This is a genomic window from Planotetraspora thailandica, assembly GCF_016863335.1.
GTDB classification, from domain to species: Bacteria; Actinomycetota; Actinomycetes; order Streptosporangiales; family Streptosporangiaceae; genus Planotetraspora; species Planotetraspora thailandica.
This window is the reverse complement of the sequence record NZ_BOOR01000063.1, coordinates 49,978-74,742: the sequence shown is the minus strand read 5'-3', so window position 1 is coordinate 74,742 and position 24,765 is coordinate 49,978. Positions and strand designations below refer to the sequence as shown.

At 70.3% G+C, this 24,765-nt stretch carries 23 protein-coding genes, 1 tRNA gene and 1 pseudogene; 11 read left to right on the top strand and 14 right to left on the bottom strand.

The window, feature by feature from the left end; translation table 11 throughout:
• Nucleotides 1-2 precede the first annotated feature (2 nt).
• Nucleotides 3-75: transfer RNA gene (locus Pth03_RS33600), tRNA-Met, on the bottom strand.
• Nucleotides 76-382: 307 nt separating this feature from the next.
• Between Pth03_RS33600 and Pth03_RS33595 the strand changes: the two genes are divergently transcribed.
• Nucleotides 383-811 (top strand): CBS domain-containing protein, encoded by a 429-nt coding sequence (locus tag Pth03_RS33595; RefSeq protein WP_203948481.1) that lies wholly within the window; start codon nt 383-385, stop codon nt 809-811.
• Between the two features lies 1 nt (nt 812).
• Here Pth03_RS33595 and Pth03_RS33590 read toward each other — a convergent pair whose 3' ends face one another.
• The 5 genes and pseudogenes from Pth03_RS33590 to Pth03_RS33575 all read right to left on the bottom strand — a co-directional run bounded on the left by Pth03_RS33590 (nt 813) and on the right by Pth03_RS33575 (nt 4,597).
• Nucleotides 813-2,672 carry a tetratricopeptide repeat protein gene (locus tag Pth03_RS33590; protein ID WP_239119567.1) on the bottom strand — a complete coding sequence of 620 codons (1,860 nt, stop codon included), beginning with the start codon at nt 2,670-2,672 and terminating at the stop codon, nt 813-815.
• 68 nt (nt 2,673-2,740) lie between these two features.
• Nucleotides 2,741-2,917, bottom strand: a complete 177-nt coding sequence (locus Pth03_RS41785) for an MBL fold metallo-hydrolase (protein WP_239119566.1) — start codon at nt 2,915-2,917, stop codon at nt 2,741-2,743.
• Nucleotides 2,918-2,963: 46 nt separating this feature from the next.
• Nucleotides 2,964-3,206: pseudogene (locus tag Pth03_RS42655) on the bottom strand (MBL fold metallo-hydrolase); the annotation flags it as partial.
• Nucleotides 3,207-3,312: 106 nt separating this feature from the next.
• On the bottom strand, nt 3,313-4,083 hold the full coding sequence (locus Pth03_RS33580; RefSeq protein WP_203948479.1) for an alpha/beta fold hydrolase: 771 nt from the start codon (nt 4,081-4,083) through the stop codon (nt 3,313-3,315).
• A 37-nt stretch (nt 4,084-4,120) separates the two neighbouring features.
• Nucleotides 4,121-4,597: a GbsR/MarR family transcriptional regulator gene (locus Pth03_RS33575; RefSeq protein WP_203948478.1), complete on the bottom strand. Its 477-nt coding sequence runs from the start codon at nt 4,595-4,597 to the stop codon at nt 4,121-4,123.
• Nucleotides 4,598-4,919: 322 nt separating this feature from the next.
• Between Pth03_RS33575 and Pth03_RS33570 the strand changes: the two genes are divergently transcribed.
• The 3 genes from Pth03_RS33570 to Pth03_RS33560 all read left to right on the top strand — a co-directional run bounded on the left by Pth03_RS33570 (nt 4,920) and on the right by Pth03_RS33560 (nt 10,076).
• Nucleotides 4,920-7,319 carry a galactose-binding domain-containing protein gene (locus Pth03_RS33570; protein ID WP_203948477.1) on the top strand — a complete coding sequence of 800 codons (2,400 nt, stop codon included), beginning with the start codon at nt 4,920-4,922 and terminating at the stop codon, nt 7,317-7,319.
• Nucleotides 7,320-7,494: 175 nt separating this feature from the next.
• Entirely contained in the window at nt 7,495-8,250 is a 756-nt protein-coding gene (locus tag Pth03_RS33565; protein WP_203948476.1) for an ABC transporter ATP-binding protein, read from the top strand.
• On the top strand, nt 8,235-10,076 hold the full coding sequence (locus Pth03_RS33560) for a hypothetical protein (RefSeq protein WP_203948475.1): 1,842 nt from the start codon (nt 8,235-8,237) through the stop codon (nt 10,074-10,076). The genes Pth03_RS33565 and Pth03_RS33560 overlap by 16 nt, the downstream gene beginning before the upstream one ends.
• 73 nt (nt 10,077-10,149) lie before the next feature.
• Here the strand turns inward: Pth03_RS33560 and Pth03_RS33555 are convergent, their stop codons facing one another.
• Nucleotides 10,150-11,133 (bottom strand): glutathione S-transferase C-terminal domain-containing protein, encoded by a 984-nt coding sequence (locus Pth03_RS33555; protein WP_203948474.1) that lies wholly within the window; start codon nt 11,131-11,133, stop codon nt 10,150-10,152.
• Nucleotides 11,134-11,343: 210 nt separating this feature from the next.
• Between Pth03_RS33555 and Pth03_RS33550 the strand changes: the two genes are divergently transcribed.
• Entirely contained in the window at nt 11,344-13,095 is a 1,752-nt protein-coding gene (locus Pth03_RS33550) for an ABC transporter ATP-binding protein (RefSeq protein WP_239119564.1), read from the top strand.
• Between the two features lie 10 nt (nt 13,096-13,105).
• Here Pth03_RS33550 and Pth03_RS33545 read toward each other — a convergent pair whose 3' ends face one another.
• Nucleotides 13,106-13,627 carry an NACHT domain-containing protein gene (locus tag Pth03_RS33545; RefSeq protein ID WP_239119569.1) on the bottom strand — a complete coding sequence of 174 codons (522 nt, stop codon included), beginning with the start codon at nt 13,625-13,627 and terminating at the stop codon, nt 13,106-13,108.
• Nucleotides 13,628-13,675: 48 nt separating this feature from the next.
• The gene (locus Pth03_RS33540; protein WP_203948471.1) at nt 13,676-14,095 is read right to left on the bottom strand and encodes a CBS domain-containing protein; all 420 of its coding nucleotides are present in this window, start codon (nt 14,093-14,095) and stop codon (nt 13,676-13,678) included.
• Nucleotides 14,096-14,316: 221 nt separating this feature from the next.
• Between Pth03_RS33540 and Pth03_RS33535 the strand changes: the two genes are divergently transcribed.
• Nucleotides 14,317-15,120 (top strand): SDR family NAD(P)-dependent oxidoreductase, encoded by an 804-nt coding sequence (locus tag Pth03_RS33535; protein ID WP_203948470.1) that lies wholly within the window; start codon nt 14,317-14,319, stop codon nt 15,118-15,120.
• Between the two features lie 48 nt (nt 15,121-15,168).
• On the opposite strand, the gene Pth03_RS33530 is transcribed toward Pth03_RS33535, so the two are convergent.
• Nucleotides 15,169-16,224, bottom strand: coding sequence for a cation diffusion facilitator family transporter (locus Pth03_RS33530; protein WP_203948469.1), 1,056 nt, complete (start codon nt 16,222-16,224; stop codon nt 15,169-15,171).
• Nucleotides 16,225-16,454: 230 nt separating this feature from the next.
• On the opposite strand from Pth03_RS33530, the gene Pth03_RS33525 reads away from it, so the two are divergent.
• The 3 genes from Pth03_RS33525 to Pth03_RS33515 all read left to right on the top strand — a co-directional run bounded on the left by Pth03_RS33525 (nt 16,455) and on the right by Pth03_RS33515 (nt 19,357).
• Complete coding sequence (locus tag Pth03_RS33525) at nt 16,455-17,180, top strand: DivIVA domain-containing protein (protein ID WP_203948468.1); 726 nt, start codon at nt 16,455-16,457, stop codon at nt 17,178-17,180.
• Nucleotides 17,181-17,284: 104 nt separating this feature from the next.
• On the top strand, nt 17,285-18,541 hold the full coding sequence (locus tag Pth03_RS33520) for a ZIP family metal transporter (protein WP_203948467.1): 1,257 nt from the start codon (nt 17,285-17,287) through the stop codon (nt 18,539-18,541).
• A 30-nt stretch (nt 18,542-18,571) separates the two neighbouring features.
• Nucleotides 18,572-19,357 carry a TetR/AcrR family transcriptional regulator gene (locus tag Pth03_RS33515; protein WP_203948491.1) on the top strand — a complete coding sequence of 262 codons (786 nt, stop codon included), beginning with the start codon at nt 18,572-18,574 and terminating at the stop codon, nt 19,355-19,357.
• Between the two features lie 107 nt (nt 19,358-19,464).
• On the opposite strand, the gene Pth03_RS33510 is transcribed toward Pth03_RS33515, so the two are convergent.
• A complete protein-coding gene (locus tag Pth03_RS33510; protein WP_203948466.1) occupies nt 19,465-20,085 on the bottom strand; it encodes an FMN reductase in 621 nt (206 codons plus the stop codon).
• Between the two features lie 69 nt (nt 20,086-20,154).
• Nucleotides 20,155-21,261 carry an LLM class flavin-dependent oxidoreductase gene (locus tag Pth03_RS33505; RefSeq protein ID WP_203948490.1) on the bottom strand — a complete coding sequence of 369 codons (1,107 nt, stop codon included), beginning with the start codon at nt 21,259-21,261 and terminating at the stop codon, nt 20,155-20,157.
• Nucleotides 21,262-21,440: 179 nt separating this feature from the next.
• Between Pth03_RS33505 and Pth03_RS33500 the strand changes: the two genes are divergently transcribed.
• Both Pth03_RS33500 and Pth03_RS33495 read left to right on the top strand, forming a co-directional pair.
• Nucleotides 21,441-22,148, top strand: coding sequence for a hypothetical protein (locus Pth03_RS33500; protein WP_203948465.1), 708 nt, complete (start codon nt 21,441-21,443; stop codon nt 22,146-22,148).
• Nucleotides 22,149-22,250: 102 nt separating this feature from the next.
• Nucleotides 22,251-22,523 (top strand): hypothetical protein, encoded by a 273-nt coding sequence (locus Pth03_RS33495; protein ID WP_203948464.1) that lies wholly within the window; start codon nt 22,251-22,253, stop codon nt 22,521-22,523.
• A 59-nt stretch (nt 22,524-22,582) separates the two neighbouring features.
• Here the strand turns inward: Pth03_RS33495 and Pth03_RS33490 are convergent, their stop codons facing one another.
• Both Pth03_RS33490 and Pth03_RS33485 read right to left on the bottom strand, forming a co-directional pair.
• Nucleotides 22,583-23,383, bottom strand: coding sequence for a DUF1295 domain-containing protein (locus tag Pth03_RS33490; protein WP_203948463.1), 801 nt, complete (start codon nt 23,381-23,383; stop codon nt 22,583-22,585).
• Nucleotides 23,384-23,438: 55 nt separating this feature from the next.
• The gene (locus tag Pth03_RS33485; protein ID WP_239119563.1) at nt 23,439-24,647 is read right to left on the bottom strand and encodes an acetyl-CoA C-acyltransferase; all 1,209 of its coding nucleotides are present in this window, start codon (nt 24,645-24,647) and stop codon (nt 23,439-23,441) included.
• Between the last annotated feature and the right edge of the window lie 118 nt (nt 24,648-24,765).

Below are 24,765 nucleotides of genomic sequence, written 5' to 3'. Positions count from 1 at the left end.
AGTAGCGGGTGTGGGAATCGAACCCACCCGAAGCGGCGTATGAAACCGCCGAGCACACCAGCGCCCTCACCCGCCGAGGCCGGACGAACCCTCGCGCCAAACGAAAGCCGGCCCGGACCGAATGGTCCGAGCCGGCTCACATGGTGGCATCGAGTGTCACCAGTGAGCCTCCCGGGGCATGCGCATGCGCATGGAGTGACCAGTGAGGCCGGCATTGCGGCACATGACCCTCTCCTCCCGGCTCGATGACGTGACGGCAGCATGCCCAATTTGGGCAGCTGGTGGCAACGCCTTTTCCACGGGCCGGGTTAAAGGTTTCCCGGCAGGGTTTTCGCCTCAAATGCCCGGATAGGGCCTTGGGCGGAGAGAGGAGGCACACACGATGAGCACCGCGAACAAGACCACCAGAAGCGTGATGCACGAGGGTGCCCAATGCATCGGGGAGCACCAGAACCTTCTCCAGGCCGCCCAGATGATGCGAGATCTGAACGTCGGCTCGCTGCCGATCTGCGGGGACGACGATCGGCTCAAGGGCATGATCACCGATCGCGACATCGTGATCAAGTGCTGTGCCGAAGGCAAGGACCTCGGCCGGTGCGAGGCCGGTGAGCTGAGCCGAGGCGTGGTGTGGGTCGACGCCGACGCCCCCATCGAGGAGGCGCTCTCGCTGATGGCCGAGCATCAGATCAAGCGCCTGCCCGTCGTGGACCACCGCCGGCTCGTCGGCATGATCAGCGAGGCGGATCTGGCCAAGGAGCTGTCCGACACGAAGCTCGCCGAGTTCGTCCACCGCGTGTACGCGCCCGCCTGAGTCAGGCGCCCTTGCGCCGCCTGCGCCACCAGCGGCGCTTGGGCTCGGGAGCGCCGGGCTCTCCGGCGTCGGCGGCCTGCCCGGTTGACGGGGGCGTCAGGACGTCGGAGGCGAGCGCGCGCACGTCGGGGTTCATGTCGGGCGTCGCCAGGGTCAGCAGCGCCAGGGAGTCGAGGATGGTGACGGCCCGGGTCTTGTTGGCCTGCATCGCCGCGATGAAACGCCAGCCGACCAGTTCCGCGACGTCGGCCCGCGTCTCGGGGGACACCCACGCGGTGGTGATCAGGCCCAGGAGCCCAGCCTCCGTGAGCCAGTCCTCCGGGCCGTAGGCCAGGTCGGTCAGCACGGCACGGCGCTCGGAGCCGATCCACGGCTCGTCGGCGCGGTGGTGGGTGATACCGAGGCACGCCCACGCCTGCACCGAGCGGATCCAGCCGGGCCAGGCGGCGGCGTCGCGAGGCGCGGGCGGGTGCACGGCGACGGCCAGCAGGTCGTCGAGGGACAACCCGGACAGGCGCACCGCGTGGTCGTAGGCGGCGAGCAGGTGCGGCCAGCTCTGCTGCGCGATGTCCTGGAGGGCGCGCGCCGCCTCGGGCGACGGGGGTTCGACCGCCGGTCGCGCCTCGGTTCCCTCGTAACGCCACACCCGCCGCCCGACCGAGCGGACCGGGCCCGACTCGAACACCTCGGGCACCGCCAGTCGCGGATCGGGCGCGGGCACGTCTTCGATCGTCACCGTGAAGTCGTCGACCGTGCGGGCGAAGGCCATCAGGGCGCTCGGCGGCTCCGGTGCCGACACGCTGAGCGTGCCGTGCTGGGGCGTACGCTCCGACTCCATCAGCTGGGACAACACGTTGATGACCGACTCGCCCGGGGACGGCAGGGGACCGAGCCAGTAGGTGCTCTGCGACCACACGGTCAGCACGGCGTCGGCGTGCACGTTGCCGGGATGGTCGCGCAGGTAGTCGCCGAGCGCGACGAGGTGGCGCACGTCCCGGTCGCGCCGGAAGCGCATGCCGCATGCGGTCGGGAAGGCGTTCTCCTGGAACGGGTCGCGTTCCAGGACGCGCTCCACCCAGGCGAGGCCGTCGGCCGCACGCCCGCTCCGGTCCAGCAGCTCGGCGATGTCGGTCTCCACGGCCGCGTTGCCGGGGTCGTGCTCGAGGGCGCGCTGGAAGGCGCGTTCTGCGTCGTCCCACCGCTTCAGGCTGCGGTAGGCGTAGGCGACCGCGACGGCCGACTGGAGCGAGGGGGCGGCCTTCTCCGCGCGCAACGCCATCGAGAGCGCCTCGTCCCACCGCTCCATGCGGCGGGCGAGCACCGACGTCACCCACAGCACCCCGGAGTGACGGGGGTGCACGGACGACGCGGTGCGTACCAGCGCCAGATAGGGCTGGACGGCCGGCCGTACGTCCTGGGGGACGACGTCGGGGAGCGCCTGGAGGAGCCGCATCCCGAGGGTGCGCAGGTCGTCGGGCGCCACCCGCCCGGCCAGCGCGGGGTCGAGCACCCACGGCACGTCCGCCCACCGGCCGGACAACTGGTGGCACTGGGCGGAGACGAGCAGTGCGAGCGCCTCGGCGTAGTCCCCGTCGGCGGCGAGCACGTGCGCGCGTGCGACGACGGAGCCGAGGAAGGCGGGCTGCTCGACGGGGAACAGGTCGAGGCGGTCGTCGGCGCCCGCGGTGAGCGCCGACAGCAGTTCGTGCGCGTCCGGGAGCGTGGGATCGCAGACCAGGGCGTTGGCGATGTGCTCGGCCGCGTGCCGCCGGTCGCCGTCGTCGAAGGCCAGGCGCGCCATGCTCAGCTCGCCCTCAGCCTCCAGACGGCGGTCGCCCATGCCCTCCGCTGCTGACGTCACATCGCCTCCCCATTTCCGTCAAATGAGGATCTACCATGCCATGCCTGGCGACTCATGACGAACCGCCGTCACTGGACACGGAACGGCGCCCCGTGACCTGGGATGATCAGCGCGGGCGAGAGTGCGAGAAGGCGCTCGCGGGAGGCGAGGAGCAGGTCGCCGTCCACGGCCAGCGGATCGTCGATCGGGCCGTCGGCGTTCCACCACAGATGGGTCAGCGCGACCAGGCCGCCGGCTGTCTCCACCAGGGTGGTGATGTCCTCGGGGGTGTGGCCCGGGCGTACGCATCAGCCGCACCGACACCGACAATGCGAAACCGTCGGCGTCCCTGTCCTCCCACACGTCGTCCTTGTAGATGGCCCAATGGTCGTGGAACCGCGCCTCGGGGAACAGCGCCGCGTTGAGCGTGTGGTCGGGATGGTGGTGGGAGAACACGACGTCGGTCACGTCCGCGGGGTCGAGGCCGAGCGCCCCGAGCGGGTCGAGGATGAGCCGCCGGGAGGCCACCATGCCGGGATCCACGACGGCGATCATCGATCCGTCCCTGATCAGGGTCACCGTCCCGGCCACCCGGTCTCCCACGTAGCCCTCGGTCAGCACATCGACTGTCGCCATCGGCTCAGGCTATCCACCCCGGTGCTCAGGAGGCGCGGCGGGCGACCTCCTCGATCGCGGCGACGACGGAGCCGGGGTCCTTGCTCAGGATCCGCACGTGGTTGACGGGCGACGTCGCGAACACCGACACCCGCTCGTTGGCCGCCGTGGCCTTGGCGGCGGCGGAGCGCAACGTGGACATGTCCTGTTCGGTGGCGCCCGAGTGCGGCCCGGTGCCGGCCACGTAGACGGCGGGGCACTCCAGGGCCTCGAAATCGGCCAGGAGTTCGCCGTTCACGGCGTCCAGTTCGATGACGACCTCCGCCGCCTCTGCGGGCGCCATCCGGGCAGAGAGGCCGAAAGCCGCCACGACCCGCATGAGGGGGCCCAGCCGGCGGAACTGCCTGCGTACGGCCTCCTTGCCGGCCTCGTCGAACATGGCGACAGGGTAGGCGCCGTCGACGAGCACGAGGCCGGCGACCTGGTCGGGGTGCTCGGCCGCGTAGCGCACCGCGATGGTCGCGCCGTGGGACCAGCCGACCAGGATGGGCCGCTCGACGCCGGTCGCCTCGATCACGCGGCCGATGTCGCCGACGGCGCCGCGGACGGAGTAGTCGGCCGAGGTGCCCGACTTCCCGCGAGCGCGGGCGTCGAACGTGACCGTGCGGTGCGTGCCGCCGAGGCGGCGCAGGACGGAGCCCCAGTGCCGCTGCGTCGCGAAGCCTCCGTTGAGGAAGACCAGTGGGCGAGCTTCTCCGGGGGTGTCGACCGCGTCGAGTCGGGTGTCGGCCGTCGGAATCGTGAGGTGACGAGACATGGTGTCCGGCCTTTCGTGTCGGCCCGAGTGGGGGGAATCAGCGCCGGCGCCTCAGGACGTCGCGCCGGGTGTGCCATTCGGTGAGCAGAGCGGGCATGCGCTCGGCCATGAAGTCGTAGAACGCGGCGGCCTCCTCGAGCATCGAGCGCCGCTCGGAGGGGCCTTCGCCGAGCAGGTCGAGCGCCTCTCGCGCGAGCGCCGCCTGCTCCTTGTAGGTCTCGCCCGCGAACCCCGCGGGGTCGAGCGCCCTGGGGTCGAGGGTGACGTGGTCGACGCGCTGCCCCGCCGAACGGGACCGGCGTACGACGTTGTGGCTCGACAGGAGGGCGACCGCCCCCGTGATCGCGCTGCGGCTCGCGAGCAGGGCCTCGCTGATCTCGGCGATGGTCTGCTGGGGCGGACGGCAGACGAGCAGGTATCCCAGCACGCGGCCCGCCACGGGCGGGAAGCCGTACTCCCGTGCGTAGAAGTTGGCCATGCGATCGGTGAAGGCGAGCTCTTCCGCGGTGGTCATGCCCCAACTATAACTGACAAGACTGAAATAACACAAATAAGTGTCATCTGGAGCGCGACCAAGGATGGCTTGCGCTCGATGGAACGATCGTTTTCCGCAACGCCTGCAACGACTTGCGGGATCATTGTCGTGCTATTTCACGGATGTTTCCGAGTATTGCGTTCCCGTATCAACGCCTGTCAGGATGCACGCACGCGGCCCGTCAAGCCGGGGGGAGACGCGCCGCAGCGTGCCGGCCCGCCGACATGAGACCCCCGGAGCGTCCCCGGACGGCCTGATGAGGAGGAAGGCACGACCGCCGTCCCGGACGAAAGGAAAGCACGTGGCAGTCTCCCGTCGGACGTTCATCACCTCGGTGGTGCCGGGAACCGCTCTCGCCGCGGTGTCGGGAACCGAGCTCATCTCCGCAATGACCAGCGCGGCGAGCGCCGCCAGTCCCGTCGGCGACGTCGTCGGCAAGATCACCGTCGGCTACCAGGGCTGGTTCGCCTGCCCGGGTGACGGCGCCCCCATCAACACCTGGTGGCACTGGAGCCAGAACGGGTCCCAGCCGCCCTCGCGGAACAACACCACCATCGTCGCGTGGCCCGACATGCGGGAGTTCACCCGGAGCTACCCGACCGCCTACGGCAACCTCGGCAACGGGCAGCCGGCGATGTTGTTCTCGTCGTACGACCAGCAGACCGTCGACACGCACTTCCGGTGGATGCGGGAGAACAACTGCGACACCGCCGCGCTCCAGCGGTTCAACCCGAACGGCGCCGAGGGGCCGACTCGCGACGCGATGGCGGTCAAGGTCCGCAGCGCGGCCGAGGCGAACGGCCGCAAGTTCTACGTCATGTACGACGTGTCCGGCTGGACGAACTTCCAGCCCGAGATCAAGGCCGACTGGACGAACAAGATGTCGGCCATGGTGGCCTCCTCCGCGTACGCCAGGCAGAACGGCAAGCCCGTCGTCGGCATCTGGGGCTTCGGGTTCAACGAGGCCAAGCACCCGTCGGACGCGGCCGCCTGCCTCGACGTGGTCAACTGGTTCAAGAGCCAGGGCTGCTACGTGATGGGCGGGGTGCCGACCTACTGGCGAACCGGGATCAACGACTGCCGGCCCGGCTTCATCGAGGTGTTCAACGCCTACAACATGCTCTCTCCGTGGATGGTGGGACGGATCAGCACGGCGGCGGACTCCGACCGGTTCTACAACGACCTCAACGTGCCCGACCAGGCGTACTGCAACGCTCGCGGCATCGACTACCAGCCCTGCGTAATGCCGGGAGAGGTGACCGCGCGGCATCGCGCGCACGGCGACTTCATGTGGCGCCAGTTCTACAACATGGTCAGGGTGGGCGCCCAGGGCATCTACATCTCGATGTTCGACGAGTTCAACGAGGGCAACCAGATCGCCAAGACGGCGGAGAACCAGTCGATGATCCCGGTCGACTCCGGATTCCTGGGTCTCGACGAGGACGGCACGGTCTGCTCCTCGGACTACTACCTCAGGCTCACCGCAGACGGCGGCAGGATGCTGAAAGGTCAGATCGCGCTGACGTCCGTACGGCCGACGCCTCCCGTCGCCGGGAACGGAGGAGGCGGGGACACCAACCTGGCGCGGGGCAAGGCGACGCAGGAGAGCAGCCACAACCAGAACTTCGCCTCGCCCAACGTCGTCGACGGCGACCCGAACAGCTACTGGGAGAGCCCGAACAACGCCTTCCCGCAGTGGGTGCAGGTCGACCTCGGGTCGGCCGCGGCGATCGGCCGGGTCGTGCTGAAGCTGCCGCCGCAGGCGGCGTGGCAGACGCGCACGCAGACGCTCTCGGTGCAGGGCAGCACGAACGGGTCGTCGTACGCCACGCTCGCCGGCCCGTCGGGCTACACCTTCAACCCCGCGACGGGCAACGCGGTGACCATCACCTTCGCCCAGACGTCCGCGCGTTACGTCCGCGTGAACATCACCGCCAACACCGGCTGGCCCGCCGCACAGCTGTCCGAGCTCGAGGTGTACGGCACCGCCGGCCAGGACACCGACACCCAGGCGCCCACGGCTCCCGGCAACCTCACCGTGACGGGCAAGACGGCAACCAGCGTCTCGCTGTCCTGGTCGGCCTCGTCCGACGACAAGGGCGTGACCGGCTACCAGGTGCGCAGGGGCGGTACGGTCGTCGCCGCCGTCACCGGCACGTCGGCGACCGTGACCGGGCTGAGCGCGGCCACGGCCTACAGCTTCACCGTCACCGCGCAGGACGCGGCGGGCAACACCTCGGCCGCCTCCAACACCGTCGACGTCACCACCGACGCCGCCCCGAACACGAACCTGGCCCGCGGCAAGGCGACCCAGGAGAGCGGCCACACGCAGACCTACGGCTCGGGCAACGTGGTCGACGGCGACCCGAACAGCTACTGGGAGAGCCCGAACAACGCCTTCCCGCAGTGGGTGCAGGTCGACCTCGGCGGCGCCACGACGGTCGGGAGGGTCGTGCTGAAGCTGCCGCCGCAGGCGGCGTGGCAGACGCGCACGCAGACGCTGTCCGTCCAGGGCAGCGTGAACGGGTCGTCGTTCGCCACGCTCGCCGGGCCGTCGGGCCAGACCTTCAACCCCGCGTCCGGCAACGCGGTGACCATCACCTTCACCCCGACCTCGGCGCGCTACGTCCGCGTGAACATCACCGGCAATACCGGCTGGCCCGCAGGCCAGCTGTCGGAGTTCGAGATCTACCAGGCGTGACGCGGCCGGGCTCCGGCGCGCCCCTCGCGGGCGGCCGGGGCCTGTCGCGGCTACGACGGGTGACGATTTGATCGCTTCGCTCGACGTGCCGCCGGTAGGGATGATCGAATCGTCTCGGTTCCCACCGCGGACCTCGCACGCGAACCGGCCCACCCCCCGCGACCGAGAGATCGTCATGACCGCAGCGCTCGAGATCAACGGCCTGTACAAGGCCTTCGGTGAGAAGGTGGCGGTCGACCACGTCGACCTGACCATCCCGCAAGGCTCCTTCTACGGCCTGGTCGGCCAGAACGGCGCCGGGAAGACCACCACCCTCGCCATGGCCGTCGGACTGCTCCGTCCCGACGACGGCAGCGCCCGCATCTTCGGGGCGGACGTCTGGTCCGCCCCCGACGAGGCCAAGGCCCTCGTCGGCGTGCTTCCCGACGGCCTCGCCATGCCGGAGCGGCTGACGGGCCGCGAGGTGCTCACCTACCTCGGCCTGTTGCGCGGCCTGTCGAGGGACGTGGTGGCGGAGCGGGCAGGCGAGCTGCTGTCGGTCCTCGAGCTCGACCCGGCGGAGAAGACCCTGGTGATCGAATACTCCACCGGGATGCGCAAGAAGATCGGCCTGGCGACCGCGCTGCTGCACGCGCCGCGGCTGCTGGTGCTCGACGAGCCCTTCGAGGCCGTCGATCCCGTGTCGGCGTCGACGATCAAGGGCATCCTCCGCGGCTTCGTCGCCGGCGGGGGTTCGGTCGTGCTGTCCAGCCATGTCATGGCGCTCGTCGAACAGCTCTGCGACCACGTCGCGGTCATCGACGAGGGCCGGGTGGCCGCCGCCGGCACGCTGGACGAGGTCCGGGGCGCGGGCTCGCTCGAGGACAGATTCGTCGAGCTCGTCGGCGCCTCCGGCTCGGGCGCGAAGGAGCTGTCGTGGCTGTCGCGCTGAACATGGTGGCCATGAAGGTGGCCGTCCTGCGCAACTCGATGAACAGCCAGAAGGCCGGCCTCATCGTCGGTGGAGTCGTGCTCGGGCTCGTGTTCGCGGGCGGCACCATCGCCCTCGCGTTCGTCGGCGACCTGGACGGGGGCACCGTCGCGGGGTGGCACACCGGCGACCTGCTGGCCACCGCGTACGCGGTCTGGATGCTCGGCTGGATCTTCGGGCCGGTGTTCGCCGGGGGCGGTGACGAGACCCTGCGCCCCGAATACTTCACCCTCGTCGGGCTCCGGCCCCGCCGCCTGGCGACCGGGCTGCTCACCGCGTCCTTCGTCGGGCCCGCCCCGGCCGTCAGCCTCGTCGCCCTGGTCGCCCTCATGATCTTCGGCGTACGCCTCGGCTCGGCGGCTCCGGTGGTCGCGCTCCCCGCCATGCTCCTCACCCTGGTGATCTTCGTCTTGCTGTCGCGCGTCGCGATCGCCGTGCTCGGGCTGGCGTTGCGGTCGCGGATCGGTGCGATCGTCGCGGGGCTCAGCAACGGCGTGATCCTCGCCGCGCTCGGTCAGGGCTGGGTCTTCTTCGTGGCGTTCCAGCAGGCGGGCGGGATCCCGCCCACGGCGTCCGCCGTCCTGAGGTACCTGCCGTCCGGCTGGGGCCTGGTGGCCGTGGAGGCGGCCGCGGAGGGGCAGTGGCCGCGTGCGGCGGCGGCGCTGGCCGCGATGGGCGTTCTCATCGTGGTGCTCCTCGCCGTATGGGCGGTGCTGCTCACCCGGCGCGCGTCCGCGGCACGGCCGTCCGTCCGCGGCAGGCGGCCGATGCGGGCCGCGTCGGCGCAGGGCGCCGTCGTGGCCAAGGAACTGCGGACCTGGACCCGCGACCTGGTGCGCACCCACCAGCTGACGTTCGCGCTGGCCTATGCGGTCTTCTTCACCGCGTCGCCGCTCTTCATGGGTGTGGACATCATGCTGCCGTACACGGGCGCGATCTTCATCCTCATGGCGGCGGCGATGTCGTCCAACCTGTACGGCACCGACGGCACCGTCCTGTGGCTCACCCTGATGACGCCGAGGGGCGCCGACGTCCGGGGCAGGCAGTGGGCGTGGCTGCTGACCGTGGGCCCGGTGGGCCTGGCCCTGACGATCGCGGGCGCTCTGATCACGGGCGGCCCGTGGCCGGTGCCCCTCGCCCTGACGGCCGCCCTGCTCGGCGGCGGGGCAGGCATCGTGCCGCTGATCTCGGTCTACGCGCTCGTGCCGAGCATCGACCCGCACCGGCGCGGCGGCAACCCGCTGCGCTCCGCCGAGGACGACGGCTCGCTGACCGGCCTCGCCTACGCCGTCCTTGCACTGGGCGGGCTCACCGGCGTGCCCGCGGGACTGGTCGCCTCCTCGTACGGCTGGCCTGGGGTCGTGGTGGGGCTCGTGACCGGGGCGCTGTGCGTGTGGGGGTTCGGCGCGCTCGCCGAGAGCAGGCTGCGGTCCCACGGCCCCGAACTGCTGCAGACGATGCGCACGGGCAAACGGCCGCAGTCGCAGTCGGGCCGGTGGAAGAAGTTCGACGACCTGCCGAAGCGCGACCAGATCATCGCGACCATCGGATGGTCCTTGGGGGCGATCCCGCTGTTCCCGCAGGGCATCGTCGCCGGCGTCATGAAGGCCAACGGCTCGACGGAGAAGAGCTGGTTTCTCGCCCTCCACGTCCCCGACCCGTACGGCTGGCCCGTCGTCGTCTTCATGGTGCTGCTCGGCATCGCCATGTACGGCGGGGCGTTGTGGGTCTCCTACAAGCCGCGCCCGTCGCAAGCCGGCGCCGAACCCGTCGCGAAGGCCGCCTGAGGCCGCACGGTCCGGCCGCAGTCACCGCGACCTGGGCGCGACCGCCGCCCAGGTCGTCATCGCGTGCGTCTCCTCACGCGCCGAGCTTCTCGCGGCCGTGCGGGGCCTCCCAGTCGGCCTCGCGCGGCTCCACCTCGATGCGGACGGGGCCGTCGTTGAGGAACGAGGCGCCCTTGAAGTGGAAGGAGCCGAAGTCGGTGGTGTCGCGGAACGCGGAGTGCTGGTAGAGGTCGCGAGCGTAGCCCCACAGGTTCGGGAACGCGGTCAGCTGCCGCTCGCTGATCTTGCCGAGCGGGTTGTACCCGAGGTCGAACCGGGCGAGGGTGACCCACAGCCGCACGTCGGATTCGGTGATGTGGTGGCCGAACAGGAATCTGCGGTCGGCCAGCCGGGCCTCGAGCTCGTCGAGCGTCGCGATGAACTCGTGCCGCAGGGTCTCGTAATCCTCCTGCGTGGTCGCGCCGGCCACCCGGTAGGTGCCGTTGTTGACCTTCCGGTAGATCACGTCGTTGAGCTCGTCGATCCGCGGCCGCAATTCCTCCGGGTAGAGCCGGACGTCCGGGTCGCCCCACTGCTCGAACTGCGTGCCCAGGTCGATGGTGATGTCGGGGAAGTTGTTGCTGACGATCCGGCCGGTCACCCGGTCCCAGAGCACGGGCACCGACAGGTGGCCGGGGTAACCGGGCTCGGTCGCGTCGTAGGCCTGCTGCAGGAACAGGAAGCCGTTCACCGGGTCCGCGCCCCGGCGCTCGCGGAACGCCCAGCCGCGGGCGTCGCGCTCGTCGTCGACGTAGGAGAGGGAGACGACGTCGTCCAGGCCCTTGAGCGAGCGCACGATCGCCGTGCGCTGCGCCCACGGGCAGAACCAGCCGACGTAGAGGTGGTACCGCCCGGGCTCGGCCGGGTGGCCGCTCGACCCGTCGGCGGTGATGCGGTCCTGGAAGGGATAACGCGGGCGGTTCCATCCGGAGGAGCTGTCGATGCGGCCCGGGCCGTACGGGCCGTAGGTCGCGATGTCCACCGGAGACGCGTAGAGCGGTTTCGCGGGAGCGGTCATGACGCCACCTTCCGAAGGGGTCAGATATTCGGTGCAATCGCCGGCCGGAGCGGGTTCATTCCGCACCATCAAGTCTTTAATCCCTACCAGGATAATCTGAAATTCGCACTCGCAAGATTCCCGTCCGGTTGCGAGTGCCCGTTGCGGCGCGCGAAATATGCCGTTAACACGGCGATGTCAGGATCACCCCGGCGATCTATAGGGGTGAACATGACGGCGCTGGATCATCGTTACCGCGGGGAGCATCCGGTCCGGACGCTCGCCTATCTGTTCCGGGAAGACCGGCGTGGCATCGCCGTCGCCGTCGGCGCCTTCATGGTGAAGCACAGCCCCACCTGGACGCTGCCGCTCATCACCGCCAACGTCATCGACGTGCTGGTCGCGCGCAAGCCGGTCGCCGAACTGTGGATCAACACCGCCGTGTTGCTCCTGCTGCTCATGCTCAACTATCCCGGGCACCTGCTCTACGTCCGCAACATGCACGGCGCCATCCGGAGGATGGGCACCCGGGTGCGCTCGGCGTTGTGCCGCCGCATGCAGGACCTGTCCATCGGCTACCACTCCCGGGTCAGCGCCGGGGTGCTGCAGACCAAGGTCATCCGCGACGTCGAAGGCGTCGAGCAGATGGCCCAGCAGGCCAGCGACGGCGGGCTGAGCGCGCTGGCCATGCTGATCGGCGGGCTCGGCGTGATCGCGGTCAAGGTGCCGCTCGCCCTGCCCGTCTTCCTCCTCGTCGTTCCGGCGGCGTCGTTCCTCGTGATGCGGATGCGCGACCGGATGCGTTCGGACAACGAGAGCTTCCGCCAGGAGGTCGAGCGCCTGTCCTCCCGAGTGAGCGAGATGACCACGCTCATCCCGATCACCCGGGCGCACGGCCTGGAGCAGGACGCCCTGCACCGCGTCGACCACACCCTGTCGAAGGTGCTGCGCAGCGGCCTGCGGCTCGACCTGGTGAACGGCAGGTTCGGCTCGCTCGCCTGGATCATCCTCAACATGCTCGGGGTCGGCTTCCTCGCCGGGTCGGCGCTGGTCGCCTACTACGGCGTGCTTCCCATCACCGCCGGCGACGTGGTCATGCTCAGCACGTTCTTCGCCACGCTCACGGCGTCGGTCACCACGCTGATGAGCCTCACCCCCGTGATCGGCAAGGGCCTGGAGGCCGTCCGGTCGATCGGCGAGGTCCTCCAGGCCCCCGACCTGGAGCAGAACGCCGGCAAGGACGAGGTCGCCGCGGTCACCGGGCGCTTCGAGTTCCGCGACGTCACCTATGAATACGAGCCGGGCCGCAGGGCCGTCGACGGCCTCGACCTCACCGTGACCCCCGGCGAGACCCTCGCGCTCGTGGGCGCCTCAGGCGCGGGCAAGTCCACCGTGCTCAACCTCGTCATCGGCTTCCTGCGCCCCACTTCGGGCACGATCCTCCTCGACGGCCGCGACATGGAGACGCTCGACCTGCGCACCTACCGCAGGTTCGTCTCGGTCGTCCCGCAGGAGTCGATCCTGTTCGAAGGCAGCATCAAGGAGAACGTCACCTACGGCATGCGGGACGTGCCCGACGAGACCGTCCGGCAGGCGCTGCGCGACGCCAACGCCATGGAGTTCATCGACCGGCTGCCCGCCGGGCTCGACACGGTCGTCGGTGAGCGCGGGGCACGCCTGTCCGGCGGGCAGAAGCAGCGCCTGGCCATCGCCCGCGCGCTCATCCGCGACCCCCGCGTGCTGATCCTCGACGAGGCCACCTCCGCGCTGGACTCCCGGTCGGAGGCCCTGGTGCAGGAGGCGCTCGGTCGGCTGGTGGCGGGCCGTACCGTCTTCGTCGTGGCCCACCGCCTGTCCACCATCCGCGGGGCCGACCGCATCGTCGTCATGGCGGACGGCAGGATCGCCGAGATCGGCTCCCACGACCAACTGGTCAGGAGCGGTGGCCTCTACTCGGGGCTCCAGGCGGCGCAGACCGGCTGAGCCGGCCGGATCACCGCAACAGCCGCCGGGCGTCGCCCCGCGAGCGCACGCGGACGAACCGCAGGTGGGGGTGCTCGGACGAGGCCGCCGCGCGCTCGTACCTCTCCCGGTACCTGCGGTGGTTCGTCCACGCCCACATGACCACGGACTCGTGCGGATCCAGCGTGGTCAGGTTGCGCCAGCGCTCCCGGTTGCCGTTCCACAACTCGGCGCGCATGGCGACCCGCCTGACCGTACGGGTGACGACCTGCCACATGACGACGGCGCGCGGCGGGTCGAGCCAGACCACCGTGTCGGCCCTGGCCCACACCAGATCGCGCACCGCCGTGTAGTTGCCGTCGACGACCCACGTGTCCTGGGCGATCACCTCGGCCACCCTGCGGCGGAACTCGCCGTCCGCCAGCGGCTTCCATTCCGGCTGGTGGTACACCGCGTCCAGTTCCAGGTGCGGGGCGCCGAGCCGTACGGCCAGGCGGCGTGCGAGCGTCGTCTTACCCGAACCCGAGTTGCCCACCACCGAGACCCTGCGCATCGTCTCCACGGATCGGGACGCTACCGCGACGGGTCACGGTGGGCGTGCTCACGGGGCCGTGCACACAGATTCGACGAAATGGCCGACCTCCTCGTCGGGGAGGTGGCGGGCCAGGTCGGCCTCGCTGATGAGGCCGATGAGCCGGCGGTTCTCGATCACCGGAAGCCGGCGGATCCGGTTCGCCTCCATCGCCTGCAGCACCTGAGAGGCGTCGGCGTCCGCGGTGATCGTGACCGGCTTGCCCTGCGCGAGCTCCCCAGCCGTCGTCTTCGCGGGGTCGCACCCCTCCGCCACACACTTGGTCACTATGTCGCGGTCGGTGAGGATGCCGTGCAGCCGGTCGTCGTCGCCGCAGATGGGCAGCGCTCCGACGTTCATGTCGCGCATCATCCGCGCCGCGAACACGAGTGTCTGGTGCTCGCCGACGCATTCGACCCCAGGATGCATGATCTCTCGTGCGGTGGTCACCGGGATCTCCTCCTTCGGTAGCTCCTCCTTCCATCATGTGAACGCCTCGCGAGGAGGCGACAGTGTCGAAGGTCCCGACCCGCCCGCGAGCTCCGGTGGGGCCAGGTCAAACGCCGGCCACGGATGGGCCGGACATGGCCGGTCGACCAGTGGGCTTTGCGGCAGCTTGCACAGGCAGGCGCTCATAGAAGCCCTGACCTGGGTGGTTACCATCGAGTGCCATGCTGAACAACCCCATGAACACGGTCCCGCTCGCGGGCAAGATTGCGATCATCACCGGCGGCGCGCGCGGTCTGGGCCGTGACATCGCGGAGGCGTTCCACGCGACAGGGGCGCAAGTGGTGATCAGCGGCCGGGACCTCCAGACCCTTACCGCCACTGCGAAGTCGATCGACCCCACGGGGGAGTCGGTCGTGCCTGTCGCCTGCGACAACACCGACGAGCAGGCGGTGGCGGCTCTCGCCGCGACGACGATTGAGCGGTTCGGCCGCATCGACGTGCTGGTCAACAACACTGGGATCCCCGGCCCGACCACCCCGCTGTGGGAGTATTCCCAGGCCGAGTGGCGGGAGACGATCGACACCAACCTGACCGGCACCTTCCTGTGCTGCCGCGCGGTCCTGCCGACCATGATCGAACAGCGCTCGGGCAGCATCGTCACCGTCGGTTCCGCGACCGGCAAACGCCCCAACGCCGGACGCGCCGCCTATGCGGCGAGCAAAACGGGCCTGATCGGGTTGACGCGCACGCTGGCGCTGGAAGCGGGCCCCTACGGGGTCCGGGTGAACCTGGTGTCCCCCGGCGCCGTCGACAGCGATCGTTTCCGGCGGGTGATCGAGACGATGGCCGCGACTCGTGGCGTCACCTCCGAAGAGTTCCTCCGGGAGGCGGTCTCGGGCTCGGCGCTGGGCCGCCTGGTCCAGGCCGCCGACGTGGCCGGGACCATCATCTTCCTCGCCGGCGACGCGGCCGCCTCCATCACCGGAGAGGACATCAACGTGTCCGCCGGTCTTGTCATGTACTGATCACCCGACCGTGATCGCCGCAATCCAAGAGCCTGTTGTTTGAGGGTTCTAACGGCGTGAGGTCGCGCCAGTCTCCTCGGGCGCGTCGTCCTCCCCGGCGGGCAGATGGACGGGCCCGTGCGGGTCGGCGCAATGGCCGGCTCTCGCACGGCCGAGCTCGATCACCGGGGGAGCGGCGTGATCGACCTGCAACGTGGTGTGGCCGATCCCGTACTCGTCGTGCATCAGCTTCTCCGCGGCCTGCCGTACGGTGTGACAGTCGGAGCCGGGCGCGACCAGGATGTGCGCCGACATCGCGGCATATCCCGAGGTCACCTCCCAGACGTGAAGGTCGTGGACCTCGGCGACATGGTCGAGGGCGGCGGTCCTGCGGCCGATCTCGGCGGGGTTAAGCCCGGCGGGGGCCGCCTCCATGAAGATCCGGCCCGAGTCGCGCACCAGGGCCCAGCCCGCCTTCAGCATCAGCGCGGCGACCACGAGCGCCGCGACGGCGTCCGCTCTGCCCCAGCCGGTCAGCCACACCACCGCTCCGGCGACGGTCGTCGCGATGAACGCGTAGAGGTCGTTGAGGATGTGCTGGAAGGCGCCTTCGACGTTGAGGCTGCTCCGGTCAGCCCGGTTGAGCAGCCAGGTTGCCGCCAGGTTGACGACGATGCCGGCCAGGCCGGTCGCCACCACGTAAGCCCCCTCGACCTCGGGCGGCACGATGAGCCGCCTGACGCCCTCGAACACGAAATACGCCGCCAGCAGGAGCAGCGTGATGCCGTTCACCTGGGCGGAGATGATCTCTGCGCGCTTCAGGCCGTACGTGAAGCCGCCGCGGGGCGGCCTGGCCGCGATCCGCATCGCGATGAGTGCGAAGACGATGGCGACGGCGTCGGTGAGCATGTGGCCCGCGTCGGTGACGAGCGCGAGCGACCGTGCGATGACGCCGATCACCACTTCGACGGCCATGAAGCCGACGATCAGAATCAGGGCGCCGCTCAGGAGCCGGCGGTCCGCCTCGGCGCCGATGCCGTGCCCGTGCCCGTGCCCATGTCCGCGGTGGGGATCGCGCTCGGCGTCGTCGGCGGAGGCCGGCACTTCATGTGAACGGGTATTCATATGTGCGAGTGTAAAGCGGACTGCCGGTCTGTCAAGGCATGCCGTACAGGGTCGGTCGCTCTGCGTGTGCGCGGCGACGTCAGGGAAGTCGTGGAAATCGCCAAGAACGATTGACCGGCCACTCGGGTGTGTAAACGATCAGTAATTGGATAACTACATTCCGTAAGCATCCCACATCGGGATCATGGCGGTTTCGTGTCGGCGCGGCGGAAGGTCCGGTGAGGCAGGTCATGGGCGAAGGACATGGGCACGGCCACTCTTCCGTGGACGTGGTGGAGAGCGAATCGGCGGCCCGCGGTGGCGCCGACCTGCACGGACGTACGGGCCTGCTGAGCCCCGCCGCCGTGCGCAATCAGGTGTTCACCGTCGTCCGCCTCCGCGAGGGCTACGACCTCGCCGAGGTGGACCGGTTCCTCGGTCACGTCGAGACCACCCTGAGCAGGGTGCTGCGGGACAACGAGGAGCTGCGGGCCAAGCAGGACCAGATCGAGCAGAACGCCCAGCGGGCGTCGTCTCTCGGCGACAGCGCCGTGCGCATCGTCGAAATCGCCCAGGAGGCGGCCGACCGGACGATGGCAATGGCGCAGGAGGAGGCGCAGGCCGTCCTGGCGCGGGCGAGGGAGGAGGCGGAGACCGTGGAGAGCGACGCCCTGGGCCGGGCGGCACTTCTTCAGAGGGAGGCGCGCGACTCCCAGCGCGAGGTCCTCGAACGGCGGGTCGAGGGCGTGCACGCGTTCGTCGCCGAGCTCGCGGCCCGGCTGAGGGACAACCTCGATGCCGAGATGCGCACGCTTCACGCCCTGCTCGACGAGCTTCACGACCCGGGCGGCGCGCCGCCCCCGGCCGCGCAGCACGCGGCGGCCGACGGCGTCGACGTGGACGGCACGGCCCCCCTGGCCGCTCTCGCGACCGCTGAACCAGCCCAATCCGGCGCCAACGGCCGCGCCATCGGATGACCGGCCGTGCGGCCCGGGCAGGCCGCACGGCCCCAATGGATCGACCAGGTCGAACGGCCTGACAAACCCGGACAGTCCGAGCAGATCGACAGGAGACGCTTACCATGCCGCTGACGGATTGGGTGCGCGCCGCGGGGGCCGTGCTGGAGCAGTTGCCGGGCAGAGGGGAGGCGTGGGGGGCGGTGCTGCTGGTCTGCGCCTCCACCCTTTTCGGTGCCTGGCTGGCCCGGCGCAACTCCCGCCGGGTGACCCTGTGGCTGGCGATCGCCTCGGCGACGATGCTGGTCACCGCGCTGGTCGATCTGCTCCCCGACGCGTGGTCGGAGGCGGTCCGCACCGGGGTGCCGCTCTGGGCGCTCGTCCTGGCCGCGTTGTTCGGCTACGTCGTGATCACGTACTTCACCCGGAGGGGATGTGCCTGCCCCTCCGACGCGGAACCGCAACGGGCCGCCATGCATGCACCCGGACGCCACCGCCGGGTCAAGCAGGCCGTCGACGCGGCGCTGTTCGGCGGCATGGGGACCGCGGCCGCGCTCACGCTGCATCGCGCGATCGAGGGGGCGACCCTCGGGCTGACCGCGTCCGTCGTGGTCGTCTTCGCACTCACCATTCACTCCGCCAGCGAGGGGCTCGCCCTGGCCGCCCTGCTCGACATGGCCAGGCAACGGGTGGGGCCCTGGCTGTTCGTCGCCTGTGCGAGCCCGGCGGCCGGTGTGCTGATCGCAACCGTCGCCCCGCTGCCCGACCAGCTCGTGCCGATCCTGCTGAGTCTCGTCATGGGTGTGCTGCTGCGCACCGCCGTCGTCGGGATGAAGCTCGCCGCGGGCGGGCAGCGGGACGGGCGGCTCTCGCGGCGGCAGATCGCGATCGCGCTCACGGCGGCGACCTCCGTCGGCGCGCTCCTGGTGACCGCCCACACCTTCCACGGGGAGGACGAGCCCGAGCAGGCGTCCCCGACCTTCCGCCACGCGATGGCCGCCTTCCCCGCCGCCGCCCGTGCCCACACCCTCGCCGCGCCTCCGGAGAGCGCGGGCGTGCAACACCGCAGCACGCCCGGCGCGGCGTCGGCGCCCGTGGCGGCGACGCAGGAGCCGTCGGCCGCTCGCCCGCTCGACCGGCACGATCTCCGGGCGGCCGTGACATCCGGAAGGATGAGCCTGGGCGACGTGCTCGAGCGCGACGACGAGACGACAGGCCGGGCCGCCGTGGGCAAGATCGTCAGGCTCCTGCCCGGCTACCTGCCGGAGCGAATGGACTCGCTGATCGCCTCGACGGGGATCGACGAGAAACGGCACATCGCCGACCTGACGCCGGAGGAACGCCGCAAACTGCTGTCGGTCTTCGACGGCTATCCCGAGTGAACACCCACTGCTAACATTGTTAACGTGGATATGAGAACACGGATACTCCAAGCGGCGGCGGACCTCCTCGCGCGGTCGCCGGAGGCCGACATCTCGACACGGGCGGTCTGCGAGGCGGCGGGGGTCGGCGCGCCCGCGTTGTACCGGCAGTTCGGAGACAAGGAAGGACTGCTGTCCGCGGTCGTCGACTACGGCTTCGAGCGATACCTGGAGAGCAAGCGAGCAGCGCAACCTTCGTCTGACCCCGTGCAGGACCTGCGCGACGGCTGGGACAACCATGTCGCGTTCGCGGTGGACAACCCGAATTACTACCGGCTGATGTACTCGCCCGGTCTGTCGGCACCGCCGGGGGCCGCCGCCGAGGCGCACCGGCTGCTTCTCGATGTGCTGGAACGCTGCGCGGCGGCAGGCAGGCTCAAGGTCGCGCCGGAGGTCGCGGCGCAGATGGTGATGGCGGCCAACGCCGGAGTGGCGTTGTCCCTGGTGTCCCGCCCCGCCATCTACACCGACCCGGACTTCTCCCGCCGCGTCCGCGACGCGATGATCGACGCGATCGTCGTGCCCCCCGATGGCAAGAGCGGCGGAGCCGGTGTGGCCAGAGCCGGTGTGGACAGAGCCGAAGTGACAGCAGGCGGTGTGAGCAGGGGAGGCTCGGCCCAGGAGGCTTCCGCCATCTCCGTGACCGCGACCACGCTCAGCGCGCAGTTGCGCGACCGCCGCTCCCCGGCGCCCGCCGACACGCTCACCGGCGCGGAGGCCGCCCTGCTTCAGGAGTGGCTGCGCCGCCTGTCCGCCGCCGCACCGCCGGACGCGTGAGACCGCCCGATAGTGCCGCCGGACGCCGAGCCTGCACGCGCGGCATCACCCGGGCATGCGGACGGGGGATGAGGCGCCTTGACCTCATCCCCCGTCCGGGCATGCGCTCACGGGCGCAGCGCGGCGAGCTGCTCCGCGAAGGGCACCACCACCTCGTCGGCCGCCGGCGCCGCCGGCGAACGATGCACCATCAGGTCGGCCAGCTCTCCGGCCGCCCGGTCGATCCGTACGGCCAGGCCGTCCGTGCGGCTGTCGCCGCCGCCGCCCCAGTCCTCCGACGCCGCGTACACGGAGGTCGGGACGACGATCGAGCGCAGGTAGACGAACATCGGCCGCAGCGCGTGCTCCAGCGCCAGGGAATGCCGTGCCGTACCACCCGTGGCGGCGATGAGCACCGGCTTCCCGATCAGCTTGTCGTCTTCGATCACATCGAAGAACGACTTGAAGAGCCCACTGTAGGAGGCGGTGAAGATCGGCGTCACCGCGATGAGACCGTCCGCCTCGGTGACGGCCTCAATCGCCTCTCTGAGGGCGGGGCCGGGAAACCCGGTCACCAGGTTCTTGGCGATGTCGGTGGCCAGGTCGCGCAGCTCCACCACGCGCACCTCGACCTCACGCTCCTCCGCCAGCCGCCGCCTGACCGCGTCGGCGAGACGGTCGGCGAGCAGGCGGGTCGAGGACGGCTGGCTGAGGCCGGCAGAGACGGCCACCACTTTCAACGGCTTCATCTTCTCCTCCACGAGTGATCCGGCATACGGATCAGCTTGTACGGATCATCCCGGATGGTGAGGGCGGGGTCAGGACGTGGATGCGACGGGGTCGGCCTGCTCGGCGTCGCGGCGGGCGATGAGGGACTCGTGCGTGGGGGCGTCGGGCACATTGCTCGGGCGGCCCAACGCGAACTCCTTGCGCAGCACGGGCACGACCTCCTCACCGAGGATGTCGAGCTGCTCCAGCACCGTCTTGAGCGGCAGACCGGCGTGGTCCATCAGGAACAGCTGGCGCTGGTAGTCGCCGAAGGACTCCCTGAAGGTCAGCGTCCTGTCGATGACCTCCTGCGGGCTGCCCACGGTGAGGGGCGTCTGCTCGGTGAAGTCCTCCAGCGACGGCCCGTGGCCGTACACGGGGGCGTTGTCGAAGTAGGGCCGGAACTCGCGTACGGCGTCCTGGGAGTTCTTGCGCATGAACACCTGCCCGCCGAGGCCGACGATGGCCTGCTCCGGAGTGCCGTGCCCGTAGTGGGCGTAGCGCTGCCGGTAGAGGTTGATCAGCCGGATGTAGTGCTCCTTGGGCCAGAAGATGTTGTTGGCGAAGAAGCCGTCGCCGTAGTAGGCGGCCTGCTCGGCGATCTCGGGGCTGCGGATCGAGCCGTGCCACACGAACGGGGGAACCCCGTCGAGCGGGCGCGGTGTGGAGGTGAAGCCCTGCAGAGGTGTGCGGAACCGGCCCTCCCAGTCGACGACGTCCTGCCGCCACAGCTGGTGCAGCAGCGCGTAGTTCTCGATGGCCAGGTTGATGCCCTGGCGGATGTCCTGCCCGAACCAGGGATAGACCGGTCCGGTGTTGCCGCGGCCCATCATGAGGTCGACGCGCCCGTCGGCCAGATGCTGGAGCATCGCGAAGTCCTCGGCGATTTTGACCGGGTCGTTGGTCGTGATCAGCGTCGTGGCCGTCGACAGGATGAGCCGCTTCGTGCGCGCGGCGATGTATCCGAGCATGGTGGTCGGTGACGACGGGACGAAGGGCGGGTTGTGGTGCTCGCCCGTGGCGAAGACGTCGAGACCGACCTCCTCCGCCTTGAGCGCTATGGTCACCATCGCCTTGATCCGCTCGTGCTCGCTCGGCGTCCTGCCCGTGGTCGGGTCCGTTGTGACGTCGCCGACGGTGAAGATCCCGAACTGCATCGTGATCACCAACCTCCTTGTTGTTTAATTTTCAACTACCTTAATGGTGGAGCGCGGGATCTTATTCCCGGTTCCGAGGAGTTCCGAGGTGCGTTTAAGCACACCCCGGAGGGGTCGACGAAGCCGCTGATCCTCATCGATGATGACTCCCGGATCGCCGAGAGGAGGCGCACCGCGCGATGCGGGACAGGGTCGTCGGCGACCTGGTCAAAGGTCAGGTCTGCCTGTTCGCTGGGTTGCTTCTCTGCGTCACGCTGATGCCGGACGGCCTCGGAGCCAACCACGGGATCAGCTACTACGGCGTCCACTGGGAGACCGTGCTGCCGTACGCGGCGAGTCTCCTCGGCGCGGCGTTGTTCACGCGAAAGGCCTTACGCGCCACGGCGTCCGCCACGCCGTCGCTGGGCCGTCTGCGCAGAGCCGCCGACTCCTTCGCCCTGCTGCTCGGCGGGATCGTCCTGACCCCCTACACGCTCAACGGCGCGGTCGACTGGACCCACCGGCTGCTGGGTGCGTGCCTGTTCGCGCTTCAGCTGGTCCTGGCCGTACGGCTCATCGCGTGGGCGCACGGCGACGCGTTCAGCACCGTGCTGCTGGCGCTGCAGCTCGTGGGCGGGGTCGTCGCCGCCGTGTACGTCATGCAGGACAACGGCTTCCTGCTCCAGGGGGAGGCGACTTACCAGCTCGGCTTCGGCGCCCTGCTGATCAGGACGATTCCCCTCTTGTCCGTTCCCGCGGTCCTCGCGCGGGACACGACCCCCGTGGTCGCGGAGGTGCCGACCGCGGACATTCCGCTCAGAGATCCCGGTATCCCGGCGCAGGGCACCTCACTCGGCGGTCCCGCCGTCGCGTGTTGTGGCGAGGGCGACGGCGGAACGGCCGCCTGAACCCGGGACCTGGGACCCTTCCTGAAATTCGACGTCATCACCCTGCGGCCCGGCGCCGGAGCCCGCTACTCCACGAACCGGTACCACGGGACCTGGCACATCATGTCCGACATCCACGGAGCCCGGTTGCTGGGCAGGCTGCTGTGGGGGCTCGCCTACCAGCGCCGTCCCGGCACTCTGGTCGTCATCGGCCCGCAGCATCTCGACTCCAGCCCGTTCGACGCGGAGCCGGCCGACCCGATCGCGCTGGTCCCCTCCCACCTGACGACTCTGCCGGCCAGGGCGGCCACGTCGCTTCGCCTCCGTGGTTCGCCCACCGTGCTGCGTGAGTGGGCCGTCGACGTGGCCAGGGCCGGCGGACAACCCGGCCGATGACGTCAACCCGCTCATCTGGCGACGCAACGCGACGGTCCGTGCCCGCCGCCGGCCGGCGGTCACGGCGTAGCGCTCCTGCGGGGCGGGCGGGGGAGGAACCCGCTCGTCCTGGCCAGATAGCCGGCGTACTCGGGGCCGCGCGAACGGGCCATCCGGCGCTCGAGGAGTGCCTTGCCGCTGCGGTTGACCAGCATGTGCGTCATCAGCACCGGGGAGACCACGGTGAGCAGGGCCGCCCAGTGGGCGCAGGCGACCAGGAACAGGCCCCACCAGACGGTCGCGTCGCCGAAGTAGTTCGGGTGACGGGTCCACGCCCACAGGCCCCGGTCCATCACCTTGCCCCGGTTGGCGGGGTCGGCTTTGAAGCGCGACAACTGCAGGTCGCCGACCGTCTCGAACAGCAGCCCGACCAGCCAGACGGCCACCCCGAGCCAGGTGACGATCCCCAGGGGCGCCGTCTCGTACATCGCGACCTGCACGGGCAGCGAGACGATCCACATGACGGCGCCCTGCGGCCAGTAGATCGTCTTGATGACGTACGGCACGGCGGGACCGGTGTTCCTGCGCATCAGCGCGGCGTAGCGCGGGTCCTCACCCTTTCCCCGGTTGCGCGTGTGGAGGTGGACGGCGAGCCGCAGCCCCCAGACGGCGGTCAGCACGAGCACGAGCACCCGGCGCGCGTCCAGTCCGTGCCCGGTCGACGTCGCGAAGCTCACCGCCGCGATCATCACGAAGCCGAGGCCCCAGACTGTGTCGACGACCGTCTGCCTGCCGGTGCGCAGCGCGTAGGCCATGGTGGCCAGCATCGTCACGAGCACGGCGAGCGCTGTAACGAGCAGGTTGGTCAAAGGCCCCGTCATCGGGTCGTCTCCGTCGCGAGATGGGTGGTGGGGCGACGGCGAGCCGGGCCGCGGCTCACGCGTCCACCCGCTCGAGCAGTACGGCCACGCCGAGCCCGGCCGCCCCGCTCACGGCGGCCACGCCGTATCTGCCGCCGAGCTGTTCGAGCGCGTCGACGCAGCCGCCGACCATGATGGCCCCGGTGGCGCCGAAGGCGTGGCCCATGGCGATGGTGCCTCCTGCGGGGTTGAGCCGGTCGGGGCCCGGGCCGAGGTCGCGGCGCAGCCGCAGGCAGAGGGCGGAGAACGCCTCGGCGAACTCGAACACGTCGATGCCGGACGGCTCCAGCCCCGCCCTGGAGAGGACCTTCTCGATCGCTGCCTGGCCCGCCGTCAGCATGATGACCGGGTCGACGGCGGCGGTCGCCGACGCGACGACGCGCGCACGGGGGCGCAGCCCGTGACGCCCGGCCTGCTCCCGTGTGCCGAGCACGAGCAGCGCCGCGCCGTCGGCGAGGGCGGGGGAGGTGCCCACGGTGTGGAGGTGGGCGATCATGCCGGTCTCGGGGTGGGCGGAGAGGGCGAGGCCGTCCTGGCCGGAGGCCCCGAGCTTCTCGAACGCCGGGGCGAGCGCGGCCAAAGTCTCGACGGTGGTCCCGGGTCTGATCAGCTCGTCGCAGTCAAACCACGTGCCGTCCGCGCGGAGCACAGGGACGACCGAGCGCGCGTAGTCGCCCCTGTCCCAGGCCGCCGCGGCCTTCGTGTGGGTCTCGACGGCGTAGGCGTCGAGCTGCTCGCGCCGCCAGCCGTCGACGGTCGCGTTCAGGTCGGCGGCGACGCCCATGTGGATCGAGCCGACCCGCTTGACCGTCTCCGGATCCGACCACAGCGGGCCCTCGTCGCTGAACATGGGGACGCGTGAAACGCTCTCGACGCCGCCGGCGACGGCGAGGCCGAGGTCGCCCGCGCGCACCCGGGCGGCGGTCTGGGCCACGGCGTCGATGCCGGAGGCGCAGAAGCGGTTGACCGTGACGCCGGGGACGCCGTCTCCCCACCCTGCGAGCAAGGTGGCGGTGCGCGCCAGGTTGGCCCCCTGTTCCCCGACCTGCGAGGCCGACCCGACGACCACGTCCTCGACGGCGGCGGGGTCGAGTCCGGTGCGCTCGACGATCGCCCGTTGCAGGCCGGCGACCAGGTCGACGGGGCTCCTGTGATGCAGCGAGCCGCGCGGTGAGCCTTTGCCGCGGGGCGTGCGGACGTACTCCAGCACGTAGACGTCGGACACGATCAGCCCTCCCGGCCGCCAAAGTTGCTCTGTTAAACGTAGTGACGGGCCGTCGGCGCAGGCAAGGCCGTTGACGGTCAACTCTGTTTGTTGTAGTAAGGGCGGGACAGGCAGGAGG

Excerpts from the sequence above, each read along its gene's own strand:
- Pth03_RS33595 (WP_203948481.1), top strand. The coding sequence starts at position 383 with ATGAGCACCGCGAACAAGACCACCAGAAGCGTGATGCACGAGGGTGCC.
- Pth03_RS33580 (WP_203948479.1), bottom strand. The coding sequence starts at position 4,083 with ATGTCTCGTCACCTCACGATTCCGACGGCCGACACCCGACTCGACGCG.
- Pth03_RS33575 (WP_203948478.1), bottom strand. The coding sequence starts at position 4,597 with ATGACCACCGCGGAAGAGCTCGCCTTCACCGATCGCATGGCCAACTTC.
- Pth03_RS33565 (WP_203948476.1), top strand. The coding sequence starts at position 7,495 with ATGACCGCAGCGCTCGAGATCAACGGCCTGTACAAGGCCTTCGGTGAG.
- Pth03_RS33555 (WP_203948474.1), bottom strand. The coding sequence starts at position 11,133 with ATGACCGCTCCCGCGAAACCGCTCTACGCGTCTCCGGTGGACATCGCG.
- Pth03_RS33550 (WP_239119564.1), top strand. The coding sequence starts at position 11,344 with ATGACGGCGCTGGATCATCGTTACCGCGGGGAGCATCCGGTCCGGACG.
- Pth03_RS33545 (WP_239119569.1), bottom strand. The coding sequence starts at position 13,627 with ATGCGCAGGGTCTCGGTGGTGGGCAACTCGGGTTCGGGTAAGACGACG.
- Pth03_RS33535 (WP_203948470.1), top strand. The coding sequence starts at position 14,317 with ATGCTGAACAACCCCATGAACACGGTCCCGCTCGCGGGCAAGATTGCG.
- Pth03_RS33530 (WP_203948469.1), bottom strand. The coding sequence starts at position 16,224 with ATGAATACCCGTTCACATGAAGTGCCGGCCTCCGCCGACGACGCCGAG.
- Pth03_RS33525 (WP_203948468.1), top strand. The coding sequence starts at position 16,455 with ATGGGCGAAGGACATGGGCACGGCCACTCTTCCGTGGACGTGGTGGAG.
- Pth03_RS33520 (WP_203948467.1), top strand. The coding sequence starts at position 17,285 with ATGCCGCTGACGGATTGGGTGCGCGCCGCGGGGGCCGTGCTGGAGCAG.
- Pth03_RS33515 (WP_203948491.1), top strand. The coding sequence starts at position 18,572 with ATGAGAACACGGATACTCCAAGCGGCGGCGGACCTCCTCGCGCGGTCG.
- Pth03_RS33510 (WP_203948466.1), bottom strand. The coding sequence starts at position 20,085 with ATGAAGCCGTTGAAAGTGGTGGCCGTCTCTGCCGGCCTCAGCCAGCCG.
- Pth03_RS33505 (WP_203948490.1), bottom strand. The coding sequence starts at position 21,261 with ATGCAGTTCGGGATCTTCACCGTCGGCGACGTCACAACGGACCCGACC.
- Pth03_RS33500 (WP_203948465.1), top strand. The coding sequence starts at position 21,441 with ATGCGGGACAGGGTCGTCGGCGACCTGGTCAAAGGTCAGGTCTGCCTG.
- Pth03_RS33495 (WP_203948464.1), top strand. The coding sequence starts at position 22,251 with ATGTCCGACATCCACGGAGCCCGGTTGCTGGGCAGGCTGCTGTGGGGG.
- Pth03_RS33490 (WP_203948463.1), bottom strand. The coding sequence starts at position 23,383 with ATGACGGGGCCTTTGACCAACCTGCTCGTTACAGCGCTCGCCGTGCTC.